This window comes from Marinobacter sp., from assembly GCF_040904845.1.
GTDB lineage: Bacteria > Pseudomonadota > Gammaproteobacteria > Pseudomonadales > Oleiphilaceae > Marinobacter.
In genome coordinates, this window is sequence record NZ_JBBDSR010000004.1 from 1 (window position 1) to 13,234 (window position 13,234).

The window sequence follows — 13,234 nt, forward strand, 5'->3', positions numbered from 1 at the left end:
CCCCCCCCGCCTCTCTTGTTTCAGCTCAGAGTTATTCCCATTCCAGCATTTTGTCGTGGTGGCGGCGTCCAGGCGGCCAATGCTCGTTCGGTTGCGCGCCCCCACACTCGCCTCTGTGAAGTGCTTAATAACAACCCAAGAGGCCAGCAATGAAACCCGCCGAAACGCTATCCCAGCCGCTTACCCTCAAGAGCGGCTCAGTCATCCCCAATCGCTTTGCCAAGTCCGCCATGAGCGAGACCCTGGGCACCATCGATAACCGTGTCACCAGGGATCTGGTGAGGCTGTATCGCACCTGGGCCGAGGGTGGTGCCGGGTTGTCCATCACCGGCAATGTAATGGTGGATCGCCGGCATATTGGTGAGCCGCAGAATGTGGTGTTGGAGGATGAGCGGGATCTGGCGTTGCTGCAGGCGTGGGCGCAAGAGGGCTCGCGGAATGGGTGTCAATTGTGGATGCAGTTGAACCACCCCGGTAAACAGAGCCCGAAGATGTTGAACAGAGACCCGGTTTCGCCCAGCGCGGTGCCTTTTCGCAAGGAGTTGCAGAGCATGTTTGCAACGCCCAGGGCGCTGACCGGGCCGGAGATTGAGGACATTGTTCGTCGCTTTGCGACCAGTGCGGCGATTGCCGAGAAGGCGGGGTTCAGCGGGGTGCAGATTCATGGTGCCCATGGGTATCTGGTGAGTCAGTTTTTGTCGCCGCACCATAATCAGCGTTCGGATGAATGGGGCGGGACCGCTGAGAAACGGATGCGGTTTGTGCTCGAGGTGTATAAGGCGATTCGTGAGGCAACCAGCAAAGACTTCAGTGTCGGCATCAAGCTGAACTCAGCGGACTTTCAGCGCGGCGGCTTTACCGAGGAAGAGTCCCTTGGGGTGATTGAGGTGCTGGCGGGCCTGGGCATTGATCTGGTGGAGATCTCCGGCGGTAATTATGAAAACCCGGCGATGGCCAAGGGTGCGGGCGTTGGTAAAAAGAACGGTGAGGTAAAACAGAGCACGCTGGACCGCGAGGCGTATTTTCTGGAATTTGCGGAGAAGGTGCGCAAGCGGGTGGATGTGCCTTTGATGGTCACGGGTGGGTTTCGCACGGAAACGGGGATGGCGAATGCCATTGCCTCGGGTGCGACGGACCTGGTGGGCATTGCCCGGCCACTGGCGGTGGAGCCGGATTGCCCGAAGCGGATTATGGCCGGTGAGTCGTTCACCAGTGCGGTGAAACCGATCAAAACCGGTATTCGGTTGATAGATGATATGGCGCTGATGGAAGTGAGCTGGTATACGCGGCAGCTTGGGCGCATGGGTAAGGGCAAGGTACCTCGGAAGCATGATCGGGGGGTGTGGTCGTTGCTTGAGGTGGTTGGGGTGATGGCGTCTCGTGGGGTTCGGACTCGGCTTCGGGCTGGGGAGTAGGCTTTTATCCGGGGTGGCAGGGTGAGGGGCGTGTTGCTCTGGCTTGGTGCAAGACATTTTCCTGGACACCAAAAAAGAAACCCCGGCTGGGCCGGGGTTTCTTCTGAGTTAACTTCTAAAGGTGCTTAGAAGTTGTATTGCGCGGCAAACAGGATGCGGCTGGCATCGCCGTCAGTACCGTCTACATTTTCGCGGCTCAGGAACTGGTACTCAACGCCCATCATGACGTTTTGAACCGGAGTCCACTGGTAGTTAGCCATAACTGCAGAGTTGGTTTCGCTTTGATCTGCGACAGCGGGAGCACCGAGGTCGTTTTCTGCATCGTCCCAGTCAACCTCAACCAAACCGTAGCCGATGTTGACGCTGCGTCCTCCACCTAGGTTGATACCAGCACCTACAGACCCACCGTACCCGGAGACAGATTCTACGTCGCCATTGGCCGGGTCAACATAGGCGCTTGCTGCGCCGAAGTTTTCACCGGAGCGGTACAGATAGCTGTTGGCACCATCGGAGTAGCTGAGCGTCCCCTGAAGAGTGAGCATATCGGTCAGAGCCATTTTGGCAGCAACGAAGGTTGCAAAGCCGAAGGTGCTCGAATCGTTAACCCCGTCGTCGTAGCCAACTTGATGCGCCAGGACGGCAGCTGAATAGCTGAGTCCACCAGCTGCGTCTTCGAGGCGCGCTGTAAATGCGGGCAGTGCATCTTTTTGGTTGGCTACGCCAACGTTGGTATCGTCGCCAAGGAACGACGCTTGTGGGTCTTCCAGTGAAACTGAAAGCGGACCAGCGGTGTACCTCGCCTGAGCGGTGCGTGCCTGGAAGCCGGCAAGACCCGGAAGTGAGTCGAAGTCCACCGTGGCAGTATTGCCCACGAAGCTGCCAAAGTTAGACCAGGTCTGGCCCATCAGCACGCCGTCGTATTCGCCGTAGGCATGACGCAGACGAAGCACGCCCCCACCGCTGCCACGGAAGTCACCTTCGACGTTTATCTTAACGCCTTCTGGCGTCATTGTTGTCAGGCCAATACGGCTTTGAAATGCGTCTGCGCCGAAATGGCCGTCAGCAGCTTCATCATTACCCGCGAGATCAGCATAGGAACCCGAACGTGTTGACAGGGCTTGGTTGCTATCAATGTCGTAAGACGCGTTGAAGCGACCGTAACCGTACAGATTCATGTCGTAATCACCTGCACTGAAATTCACGGCGCTAGCCTGCCCAGCGACCCCCATAACCGCTACTACGGCTGTTGATCGAATTGCCACTCTCAGTTTGTTGCTTTGCATCGTTATTGTCTCCACACATTATTTTTGTTGGACCCACTTCAAAGTAGTTACGATTTTGTGACATTTCAAATAAATTCGTGCATTAATTAGACGAATGTCTATAACGCTAACTCGTTGCTTTACAGCCATCTGCGTTTCTCATTTCAGGGTAAGATCAAGTTATGACTTCCAAAATGACGGATCTGAACGGCGAAACGTTCGCTTTTCTTGATATTGAAACCACCGGCGGCAGTTCGGCTCATGACCGGATTACGGAAATCGGCATCCGGTTCTGGCGTGGGGGTGATGTGGTTGGGGAGTGGCAAACGTTGCTGAATCCGCAAACCAGAATTTCGCCCTTTATCGAGCGTTTAACCGGTATTTCCAATGAGATGGTGGCTGATGCGCCAGTGTTTGAGGACATAGCCGAGGAGTTGGCGGAGCAGCTGAAGGGCGCTATTTTTGTCGCTCACAACGCGCGCTTTGATTACGGTTTCATAAAGGCGGAGTTCCGGCGGCTGGGCCGGCTGTTTTCGGCGAAGGTGCTGTGTACGGTCAAACTGTCGCGCAAGCTGTACCCGGAGTTTCGGCGGCATAACATGGATGCGTTGATTGAGCGGCACGGTCTGGCGCAGGTGCAGCGTCACCGCGCGATGGGCGATGTGTCGGCCATGTTGGCGTTCTTTACCCATGCGCTGGCGGAGAAAGGGGCGGAGCCAGTGGCTGAAGCCGTCCGTGTTCTGCTTCAGCGCCCGAGTATTCCCTCCCATCTGCCGGTGGATGTGCTGGACGAACTGCCGAGGGGCCCCGGCGTTTACCGGTTTTACGGCGAGAACGAGGTGCTGCTGTACGTCGGCAAAAGCACCAACATTGCCCAGCGGGTGGCTTCGCATTTTTCCGGTGACCACAACTCTACGCGCGGGGTGCGGATGTCGGAGAGTCTGCGGCGGGTAGACTGGACTGAAACTGCCGGCGAGCTGGGTGCCTTGCTGCTGGAACTGAAACAGATCAAAACCCTGAAACCTCTGTTCAACCGCCGGTCCCGGGCGGCGAAAAACCTGGTCAGTATTGAGCTTGCGGCGAGTGAATCCGGTTATCTCCGGGCGCGGTTGGTGCGGGAGATTGAGCCGCACCGCCTGGGGGATTACTACGGCCTGTTTCGCAGCAAGCGGGATGCGGAAAAGGCGCTCAGTGGTATCGCGGCCAAAAACGAACTGTGCAATAAGCTGCTGGATCTGGAACCGGATCACGAGGGCCCCTGTTTTCAGCGGTCGCTGGGGCGCTGCAAAGGCGCATGTGAAGGGCATGAAGATGTGGTGCGCTACAATCTGCGGGTGCAGATAGCCTTTCATGCCTTGCGCCTGAATACCTGGCCGTGGCAGGGACCGGTGGGCGTGGTGGAGCACAATAGGTTTACCGGCGCGACGGACATACTGGTGGTCTTCAACTGGATGCACGTGGCCACATTGCACAGTGAGGGTGAACTTGACGACCTCAGCCTGCGCGGTCAGTCAGTCACTTTTGACCTGGACTCCTACAAATTGCTGATCAAGGCGTTGATGGGGCGGGATGGGCGGTCTCTCAAGGTTCTGGAGTTGCCGGCGGTCGGGGAACCGGATGTGATGATGCCCTGAGTGGCGTATGATAAATCCAGCTTTCCTTATATTTTGAACCGCTTTTTGCCAGAACCGTTGAGAGAACCCGATGAACAGAGAACCCGTCAGTCGCGAACTTTTTGATCAAGTCATGGTGCCCAATTACGCCCCCGGTTCCATTATTCCGGTGCGAGGCGAGGGCTCACGAATCTGGGACCAGGACGGGCGCGAATTCGTCGATCTTCAGGGCGGTATTGCCGTGACCTGTCTGGGCCATTCGCACCCTGGCCTGGTGGGTGCGCTGACGGATCAGGCGGAGAAAATCTGGCATCTGTCCAACGTGATGACCAACGAGCCGGCGCTGCGGCTGGCCAAAACGTTGTGTGATCTCACCTTTGCCGAGCGAGTGTTTTTCGCCAACTCTGGCGGCGAAGCCAACGAAGCCGCGTTTAAGCTGGTTCGCCGCTACGCCTGGGAACACGTTGGCCCCGACAAGAACGAGATCATTTCCTTCACCAGCTCGTTCCACGGACGTACCCTGTTCACCGTCAGTGTGGGCGGCCAGCCCAAGTATCTGGAAGGCTTCGAGCCCGCGCCGGGTGGTATTCATCACGCCACGTTCAATGATCTTGAATCGGTGAGAAAGCTGATCTCAAAACAGAAGACCTGCGCCGTTGTGGTGGAGCCGATTCAGGGTGAAGGCGGCGTGATGCCTGCCGACCCGGAGTTCCTGAAAGGTCTGCGCCAGCTGTGTGATGAGAACGATGCTCTGCTGGTGTTCGACGAAGTCCAGAGCGGCGTTGGGCGCACCGGTCATCTTTATGCCTATGAAATGTATGGCGTAACCCCTGATGTCCTGACCAGCGCCAAGGGCCTGGGCGGCGGGTTCCCGGTCGCGGCCATGCTGACAACGGCGAAAATAGCCGCCAGCCTGGGCGTCGGTACCCACGGCAGCACCTACGGCGGTAACGCACTGGCGTGTGCGGTGGCCCAGAAGGTCGTTGATACCGTCCGCCAGCCAGACATCCTTAAAGGCGTTAAGGCTCGCTCCGAGCACTTGCGTAAAGGCATGATGGATATTGGCGAACGTTATGGCGTGTTTAGCGAAGTCCGTGGAGCCGGGTTGCTTCTGGGCTGTGTGCTCACGGAAAAATGGCAGGGCAAGGCCAAGCAGTTTCTGAACGCGGGTCTGGATGAGGGCGTTATGGTGTTGATGGCCGGTGCCAATGTGGTTCGCCTGGCACCGTCGCTGATCATTCCGGAGTCGGATATCGACGACGCCCTGGAGCGTTTTGAAACCGCCGTCAAAAAACTGGTGGCAGCTGACCAATAAGGAACGCGTTATGTGGCTGGTTCGGCCGGTTGAGGCGGGGGATCTGCAAGGGGTGCGGGACATCGCTGGCGCTCAGGGAGCCGCGCTGTCGTCGACGCTGCCAAAACAGAGAGACGCTCTTGCCGCCAAGATTGAGCACTCCCGCCGTTCGTTTTCGGGCACGCTCAGAAATGGTGAGCCCGCGCGTTTTCTGTTTGTATTGCAAAACACCGAAACCTCCAAAATTCACGGCGTGGCGGGGGTAGATGCCAGGGCAGGCAACGGCCAGCCGTTCTACAATTACCGCCGTGATGCGTTGATTCACGCCTCCCATGAGCTGGGTGTCTCTCGCCGTGTCGAGGTGCTGTATCCCTCCCACGCACTGACCGATATGACATTGCTATGTGCCTTCGCCATTAGCCCTGAATTGCGAGGCACCGAAGCGTTTGAACTGCTGTCTCGCGCCCGCATGATGTTCGTGGCGGAAAACCGCGACCTGTTCTCCAACCGTATGGTGGTGGAACTTCAGGGTGTCCAGACCAGCGACGGCCAGGTGCCGTTCTGGGACAGCCTGGGCCGGCACTTCTTCAATATGGATTTTGAGACCGCCGATCAGCACTCAGGCGCTCTCAGTAAAACCTTCATTGCCGAGCTGATGCCGCCCAACCCCATTTACGTCACGCTGTTATCGGATGCCGCAAAAGAAGCGCTCGGCACCCCGCATGAATTGACCCGGCTCACGCTTGATCTGCTCCAGCGGGAAGGTTTTCAGCCCGGCTGCTACCTGGATATTTTCGATGCGGGGCCGGTACTCGAAGCCCGGACCGACAGCCTGCGAACCATCGTCACCAGCCATCGCACCGTTCTGCACGCCGCCTACGGCGATAACGGTGAAACCTGCCTGATCTCCGCAGGGCAAGGTGGGGGCTTCCGCTGCACCCTGACCGCGCTCAGTGAAACCCTGAAAAACGAGGTCAAGGTGCCCGTCAAAACCTGGCAAGCGCTCTCGCGAAGCGCAGGCGATGACGTAAGGATTGCGCCGCTATGAACCGTTCGATGATGTCTGGCTCAGGGAGGCTCCCATGCTGGTAATTCGCCCGCTGCTGGAAACCGACCTCGATGATCTCTACCTCATGGCACAGAACGCCGGCAAGGGGCTGACTACGCTGCCGGCCGATCGGGACCTGCTGGAGCGTAAGATCAGCCACGCCCGGGAGACGTTCAATCAGCGATGCGCGCCAGAGGCCGGGTTGTACCTGTTTGCGCTGGAAGATACCGAGCTGGGGCAGTGCGTTGGCATCAGCGGAATCCAGGCCCGGGTCGGCCTGGATGAGGTGTTCTACAACTACCGCCTGAGCGTGACGGTGAATGCCTCGCGGGAGCTCGGGGTGCATGTGCGAACGCCTACCCTGCACCTGTCCAATGACATGACCGACACCACCGAAATCTGCTCGTTGTTGCTGTCAGACAGCCATCGCGGCGGTGGCAGCGGGTTATTGTTGTCCCGTTGTCGGTTCCTGTACCTGGACAGTTTTCGCAAGCACTTTTCAGACAAAGTATTTGCGGAAATGCGCGGGGTTTCGGACAAAACCGGCCGCAGCCCGTTATGGGATGCCCTGGGCAGCCAGTTCTTCGATATGGAGTTCACTGAAGCGGACATGCTCTCCGGCTTGGGCAATAAATCCTTCATTGCCGAACTGATGCCGAAGTACCCTATTTACGTGCCCATGTTGCCGGATGTTGCCCGGGCGGTGATTGGCCGTGTTCACGACAACACTGCGCCGGCGCTGAAAATGCTTCAGGCCGAGGGTTTCAACTTCAACGGTCTGGTGGATATTTTTGACGGGGGCCCGGTGGTGGAAGCGTTCGTGCATAACATCCGCACAGTGCGGGAGAGCATAGACCGTCACGTGCTGATCAGCCGCAAACCGATTGACCTGGCCGCCGCCACCGCCGAACGGGTGATGATTGCCAACCGATCATTCCGGGACTTTCGGGTAACCACCATACCAGCGAGCTGCATCGGGCCTGATACTGTTGCTGTGTCCAAAGAGATTGCGGACGCTTTGCTGGTGGAGTCCGGGGACCAGGTTCGCCTGGCACCGTTGATCAGTGCCGGCCCGTAGCTCTCACTGCAACCCCCCAGCAGGGGCGCGCCAGCCGTTTCCTGAAGGATCAGGCTGACTCATTCGAGATCACGAATTCCAGTACCGGGAGGTGCACGTAATGGCGAGTCTGACAGGTGAATTGTTTATTGATGGTCTGTGGTTGCAGGGCCATGGTACGCCGTTTGAATCGATACAGCCGGTTACCGGTGACACAGTCTGGGAAGGCACCGGCGCGAGCCTTGAAGATGTCGACGCCGCGGTACGCGAGGCGCGTAATGCCTTTGTGAAATGGCGCAGGAAATCGTTCAGCGAGCGCCGGGCCGTGGCGGAGGCTTTTGCCGAACTGCTGGAAGCCCACAAAGAAGAGTTGGCCCATCAGATTGGCCTGGAAACCGGAAAGCCGCTGTGGGAATCTCGCACGGAAGTGGCGGCGATGATTGGTAAAGTCGGTATATCGGTGAAGGCGTACAACGAGCGTACTGGCCATTCCGAATCCGACGTTGCTGGCGGTCAGGCGGTGCTGCGCCATCGCCCCCACGGCGTGGTGGCGGTGTTTGGCCCCTATAATTTTCCTGGCCATCTGCCTAATGGGCACATTGTGCCGGCGCTGCTGGCCGGGAATGCCGTGGTGTTCAAACCCAGCGAACTGACGCCAGGCGTGGCAGAGCTGACAGTGAAACTCTGGGAGCACGCCGGCCTGCCGGATGGCGTTATCAACCTGGTTCAGGGTGCGGCCGCGACGGGTAAATCCCTGGCCCGCCACCCGGGCATTGACGGTCTGTTCTTCACTGGCAGCTCCACCGTGGGGCATCTGCTGCATGACCAGTTTGGCGGCCAACCGGAGAAAATTCTGGCGCTGGAGATGGGCGGTAACAACCCGCTGATCGTTCAGGATGTCGCGGATATTGACGGTGCGGTTCACCATGCACTGCAATCGGCGTTTCTGTCGGCCGGTCAGCGTTGCACCTGTGCGCGTCGGCTTCTGGTGCCCAAAGGCACTAAGGGTGATCGCTTTCTTGAGAGGCTGGCCGAAGTGGCATCCCGCATTCAGGTCGGCGAGTTTGACGCCGAGCCTCAGCCGTTCATGGGCTCGGTGATTTCCGCGGAGGCGGCGGAGAAGCTGCTGGCGGCCCAGACGAGCATGATTGAAAAAGGGGCAACATCGCTGCTGGAAATGAAGCAGGTCAAACCCGACACCGGCCTGTTGTCGCCAGGGATTCTGGATGCCACCAATGTGGACATGGCCGATGAAGAATTCTTTGGCCCCTTGCTGACTGTCTATCGCTACAAGAGCTTTGATGAGGCCCTGGAGTTGGCCAATAATACCCGTTACGGCTTGTCCGCGGGCATCCTGACCGATGACCGCAAACTGTACGAGCGCCTGGCGGATGAAGTTCGTGCTGGCATTGTTAACTGGAACCGTCCGTTGACCGGTGCCAGTAGCGCCGCGCCGTTCGGTGGGGTGGGGGCCAGTGGTAACCACCGCGCCAGCGCCTATTACGCCGCCGACTACTGCGCGTGGCCGATGGCATCGCTGGAAGCCAAAAAGAGCGAGATGCCGGAGAGCCTGGCACCGGGTCTGCGTTTTGACTGAAAAATAATGACTGACAACGAACGGATGGACACATGCCCAAGCACGCGGTAGAAGCCAATTTCGATGGCCTGGTCGGCCCCACCCACAACTACGCCGGGCTGTCGTGGGGGAATGTGGCATCCAAGTCTAACGTCAATGCCGTGTCCAATCCCAAAGAGGCCGCGCTTCAGGGGCTGGCGAAAATGAAACGCCTGGCGGACCGAGGCTACGTTCAGGGCGTTTTGCCACCTCACGAGCGGCCCCATATTCCCACGTTACGGGCGTTGGGCTTCAGCGGTTCGGACAAGGCCATTCTGGCGGCTGCCTCCCGCCAGAATCCCGCGATACTGGCGGCGGTCTCGTCCGCCTCGGCCATGTGGACTGCCAACGCGGCCACGGTGTCGCCCAGTGCCGATACCGCTGATCACCGGGTGCATTTCACCCCGGCCAACCTCAGTGCCAAGTTCCACCGTTCCATTGAGCATGAGGTCACCGGCCGGGTTCTGAAATCGATTTTCTCCGACGACGCCTGGTTTGCCCATCACCCGGCGCTGCCGTCGGTCAGTCATTTTGGCGACGAAGGGGCGGCGAACCACACCCGCCTGTGTGGCCGTCACGGTGAGCCGGGTGTAGAGCTGTTTGTGTACGGCCAGGTGGCGTTCAACGAGCAGGCTCCGGCACCGGCAACATTCCCGGCGAGGCAGACCCTCGAGGCCTCTCAGGCCGTGGCACGCCTGCATGGGTTGAGCGACCGCCACACGGTATTCGCCCAGCAGAACCCGGCGTCCATTGACGCCGGGGTGTTTCATAACGACGTGATTGCCGTGGGCAACGCCAACACCCTGTTCTATCACGAACTGGCGTTTCTGGAGGAGGAGCGGGTGCTGGCAGATATTCGTGATCGGCTCACCGGTACCGAGCTGGAAGCCGTGCGGGTGACCAGTGCCGAGGTGCCCATGGAAGACGCAGTCGCCTCCTACCTGTTCAACAGTCAGCTACTGAACACTGCCGATGGCATGCTGCTGGCGGTTCCGGGTGAGTGCCGCGAAGTGGCCTCGGTCAGTCGTTACCTGGACGATCTGGTGAACAGCGGTAGCCCGATCACGGCGGTGGAGGTGTTTGACGTCAAGCAGTCCATGAGAAACGGCGGTGGCCCCGCCTGCCTGCGGTTGCGAGTGGCCCTCAATGACGACGAGCTCAAGGCCATGCACCACGGCGTACTGTTGAATGACGCGCTGTACGAACGCCTGACCACCTGGGTTGAGGGTCACTACCGTGAGGAACTGGCCGTTGAAGACCTTGCCGACCCCATGCTGCTGGACGAAGTTCGCAAGGCGCTGGACGAGCTGACCGGCATTATGGGCCTGGGTTCGGTGTACGATTTTCAGCTCTGAAGAGACGACATGAGCATGTCCATGGTGTGTCGGATCAGCGCATCGGCGGAAAAATCCGTTGGTGTACCGGCCCCGGGATCATCGCCCGGCTCAGCAATTTCACTCTGGCACAGCAGGATAACCCCATGCAGGGCACCGCGCAGGTATAAGGCGGTCTGCTCCGGATCGTGAATCCGCTTGCGATTCATGGTGCCATCTTCCACACCCAGACGAATCGCGCCCACCATCAGCTCCATCAGCTCGGATTTTGAGCACAGCATATCCTGTGCCTGTTGCTCATCGGCCTCGGTCATGGCGGTGGATGCCTTGGTCAGCGCCGAGAAGTAATCGGGTTCTTCCACATAAAACCGATAATAGGCGGTGCCCATGGCGCTGATCTGGGCGAGCCCGGTGGTGGCGGTATCCCGTGCCTGCTCAAAGCGGCGGCACAGGCTCTGACCCGCGCGCAGCATGATGCCTCGCTGAATGGCGGCCTTGTCTTTGAAGTAAACGTACAGCAACGCCCGGCTCAGACTGGCGGTGCGGGCGATGTCGTCCATCGATGTGCGCTCATACCCTTTTTCCGAGAAAACCCGTTCGGCGGCATCGAGAATGGTGTCGTGACGGGCCTGCTTTTCCCGTTCCCTGCGTGTTTTCAACTTCTCGCTCATGGTCGCATCCGGCTGGTGGAAACTGCTTGGTCATCATACCTGATCGAGAATGAAAGCCGATTATTGACAATTTGTCAAAGAATGACATTATGTCCGTAACAGCCAGCGTTCCGATGGATCGGAGCCCAACAAATACCACACACATGGAGGGAAGGGCAGGCCATGACACCGAACCGAAGCTTCTTTACACCACTTCTGATGACCCTTGCCGTGCTGGCCATGGCCGGCTGCAAATCCCAGGACGCTGTCGAAAGTAGAGCGGTCGAAAGCACTGTTGGCCAAAACACACAAGGCGCGGTTTCCGTGCGCATGGCGGCGGTAACGGGTGGCCAGACTGAGGGTATCCCGTTGCGGTTTTCCGGTATTATTCGCGCGACCCAGCGGGCCACGCTCACGTTTCAGGTCAGCGGCACACTTCGCGAACAAGCGATTGAGCTGGGCCAGAAAGTGGCCGCCGGAGATGTGCTGGCACGGGTCTACAACCCGGCACTGGAGCCCGCACGGGATTCCGCCCAGGCCCGGCTGGATGAACTGAACACCCAGTACGATCAGGCCAGCCGGGAATGGGACCGGTCCAGCCGCCTGCACGAGCGCGGCGTGGTGTCGGAGCAGAACCTGGAGCAGATTGCAGCCCGGCGGGATGGTCTGAAAGCCAGCGTTGCCACTGCCCGCGCGTCCTTGGCCGAAGCTTCCCGCCTGCTGGATGAAAGCGTATTGAAAGCGCCGTTTTCCGGTCGCGTTGAGGCCCTGCTGGTGGAGCGGGATGAGTTTGTGGCGGCCGGGGAACCGGTGATGCGGCTGTCGTCGCCGAACGGGCGGGAAGTGGAAGTGCGGGTACCGGCTTATATGCTGAGCCACGTCACCCTGGGGCAATTACTGCCGGTGTGGTCGGTGCAGGATCGCAGTCGCCCGCCGGAAACCGGCTCCATTGTTGAAATCGCCCAGGCTGGCGGTGTCCGGGGCGAGTTGCACCCGGTGCTGGTCAGCCTGCCGGCCGATACCCTGGAGCCCGGCGAGCCGGTGGAAGTGGGCATCACACCCACGCAGACCGTGGCCACCACAGTACCGCTGTTATCGGTGATGAAGTCGTCCAGTGGTGCGAGTGTGTTCCGAGTGGTGGATGGCTACGCGAATCGTGTTCCCGTCGTGGTTAACCGCGTTATAGGTGAGCGTGTGGTGGTGGGCTCAGGCAATCTGAAACCCGGCGATCAGGTGGTGTATGCCGGCATGACGCGCCTGTCCGAGGGTGATGCCGTGGAGGTGCAGTGATGGGTGTCCGCCTGCTGAACTACCGGCGCTTGCTGGGCATGGTGGTCACCATGCTGTGCCTGTTGGGCATTGCGGCGTACAGCACCATGCCACGGCAGGAAGATCCGTCGTTTCCATACCGGGCCGGTATGGTCACGGTGAATTATTCGGGTGCCACGGCGGATGCGGTGGAGCGGCTGGTGCTCAACCCGCTGGCGGATGAACTGCGTCAGGTAGAAGAAGTGGACTTCACCCAGGCCACGGCTCGAACCGGCGTGGCGATCGTTCAGGTCCGCCTGAACGACACGATTTATGACACCGATTCCGCCTGGGATCGGGTACGCCAGGCCATGGACCGGGCCCGGCAGGCGTTCCCGGATGATGTGGGGCAGATGGCTCTGGATGATCGAATGATCGATATTCCTGCCATCGTGCTGGCCGTGGGCGGATCGTCGTCGGTGACCGAGCTCAGCAAGGTGGCTGAGCGCCTGAAGAAAAACCTGGCGGACATCCCCGGCGTCTCCCGCATTGAACTGGAGGGTGACGCAGACGAACAGATCACCCTGGCGCTGGACGACGCTGCCATGTACCGCCTCGGTATATCTCCGGCGCGGGTGCTGGATACGCTCTCGAGGCGCAATCAGACAATCCCGGGTGGTTTTGTTGTAGTCGATGGC

The 13,234-nt window shown here is 59.3% G+C and carries 11 protein-coding genes; 9 read left to right on the plus strand and 2 right to left on the minus strand.

The window, feature by feature from the left end; all coding sequences use genetic code 11:
* Window positions 1–149 precede the first annotated feature (149 nt).
* The gene (locus tag WD429_RS00695; RefSeq protein WP_368420244.1) at window positions 150–1,415 is read left to right on the plus strand and encodes an NADH:flavin oxidoreductase/NADH oxidase family protein; all 1,266 of its coding nucleotides are present in this window, start codon (window positions 150–152) and stop codon (window positions 1,413–1,415) included.
* Window positions 1,416–1,540: 125 nt separating this feature from the next.
* Here the strand turns inward: WD429_RS00695 and WD429_RS00700 are convergent, their stop codons facing one another.
* Window positions 1,541–2,698, minus strand: a complete 1,158-nt coding sequence (locus WD429_RS00700; RefSeq protein WP_368420245.1) for a DcaP family trimeric outer membrane transporter — start codon at window positions 2,696–2,698, stop codon at window positions 1,541–1,543.
* Window positions 2,699–2,859: 161 nt separating this feature from the next.
* Here WD429_RS00700 and WD429_RS00705 point away from each other — a divergent pair, with 161 nt between their 5' ends.
* The 6 genes from WD429_RS00705 to astB all read left to right on the plus strand — a co-directional run bounded on the left by WD429_RS00705 (window position 2,860) and on the right by astB (window position 10,659).
* Window positions 2,860–4,311, plus strand: coding sequence for an exonuclease domain-containing protein (locus WD429_RS00705; RefSeq protein WP_368420246.1), 1,452 nt, complete (start codon window positions 2,860–2,862; stop codon window positions 4,309–4,311).
* Window positions 4,312–4,381: 70 nt separating this feature from the next.
* On the plus strand, window positions 4,382–5,605 hold the full coding sequence (locus WD429_RS00710) for an aspartate aminotransferase family protein (RefSeq protein WP_368420247.1): 1,224 nt from the start codon (window positions 4,382–4,384) through the stop codon (window positions 5,603–5,605).
* 10 nt (window positions 5,606–5,615) lie between these two features.
* Window positions 5,616–6,632 carry an arginine N-succinyltransferase gene (locus WD429_RS00715; RefSeq protein ID WP_368420248.1) on the plus strand — a complete coding sequence of 339 codons (1,017 nt, stop codon included), beginning with the start codon at window positions 5,616–5,618 and terminating at the stop codon, window positions 6,630–6,632.
* Window positions 6,633–6,666: 34 nt separating this feature from the next.
* A complete protein-coding gene (astA, locus tag WD429_RS00720) occupies window positions 6,667–7,710 on the plus strand; it encodes an arginine N-succinyltransferase (RefSeq protein WP_368420249.1) in 1,044 nt (347 codons plus the stop codon).
* Between the two features lie 100 nt (window positions 7,711–7,810).
* Window positions 7,811–9,286 carry a succinylglutamate-semialdehyde dehydrogenase gene (gene astD, locus WD429_RS00725; RefSeq protein ID WP_368420250.1) on the plus strand — a complete coding sequence of 492 codons (1,476 nt, stop codon included), beginning with the start codon at window positions 7,811–7,813 and terminating at the stop codon, window positions 9,284–9,286.
* Between the two features lie 32 nt (window positions 9,287–9,318).
* Window positions 9,319–10,659 carry an N-succinylarginine dihydrolase gene (gene astB, locus WD429_RS00730; protein WP_368420251.1) on the plus strand — a complete coding sequence of 447 codons (1,341 nt, stop codon included), beginning with the start codon at window positions 9,319–9,321 and terminating at the stop codon, window positions 10,657–10,659.
* Here the strand turns inward: astB and WD429_RS00735 are convergent.
* On the minus strand, window positions 10,650–11,309 hold the full coding sequence (locus tag WD429_RS00735; protein ID WP_368420252.1) for a TetR/AcrR family transcriptional regulator: 660 nt from the start codon (window positions 11,307–11,309) through the stop codon (window positions 10,650–10,652). The genes astB and WD429_RS00735 overlap by 10 nt on opposite strands.
* Window positions 11,310–11,471: 162 nt before the next feature.
* Here WD429_RS00735 and WD429_RS00740 point away from each other — a divergent pair, with 162 nt between their 5' ends.
* A complete protein-coding gene (locus tag WD429_RS00740; protein WP_368420253.1) occupies window positions 11,472–12,578 on the plus strand; it encodes an efflux RND transporter periplasmic adaptor subunit in 1,107 nt (368 codons plus the stop codon).
* A partial coding sequence (locus tag WD429_RS00745; RefSeq protein WP_368420254.1) for an efflux RND transporter permease subunit occupies window positions 12,578–13,234 on the plus strand: 657 nt, incomplete at its 3' end. The genes WD429_RS00740 and WD429_RS00745, both read left to right, overlap by 1 nt.

Coding starts and splice junctions, on each gene's coding strand:
- WD429_RS00695 (WP_368420244.1), top strand. CDS start 150: ATGAAACCCGCCGAAACGCTATCCCAGCCGCTTACCCTCAAGAGCGGC.
- WD429_RS00700 (WP_368420245.1), bottom strand. CDS start 2,698: ATGCAAAGCAACAAACTGAGAGTGGCAATTCGATCAACAGCCGTAGTA.
- WD429_RS00705 (WP_368420246.1), top strand. CDS start 2,860: ATGACTTCCAAAATGACGGATCTGAACGGCGAAACGTTCGCTTTTCTT.
- WD429_RS00710 (WP_368420247.1), top strand. CDS start 4,382: ATGAACAGAGAACCCGTCAGTCGCGAACTTTTTGATCAAGTCATGGTG.
- WD429_RS00715 (WP_368420248.1), top strand. CDS start 5,616: ATGTGGCTGGTTCGGCCGGTTGAGGCGGGGGATCTGCAAGGGGTGCGG.
- astA (WP_368420249.1), top strand. CDS start 6,667: ATGCTGGTAATTCGCCCGCTGCTGGAAACCGACCTCGATGATCTCTAC.
- astD (WP_368420250.1), top strand. CDS start 7,811: ATGGCGAGTCTGACAGGTGAATTGTTTATTGATGGTCTGTGGTTGCAG.
- astB (WP_368420251.1), top strand. CDS start 9,319: ATGCCCAAGCACGCGGTAGAAGCCAATTTCGATGGCCTGGTCGGCCCC.
- WD429_RS00735 (WP_368420252.1), bottom strand. CDS start 11,309: ATGAGCGAGAAGTTGAAAACACGCAGGGAACGGGAAAAGCAGGCCCGT.
- WD429_RS00740 (WP_368420253.1), top strand. CDS start 11,472: ATGACACCGAACCGAAGCTTCTTTACACCACTTCTGATGACCCTTGCC.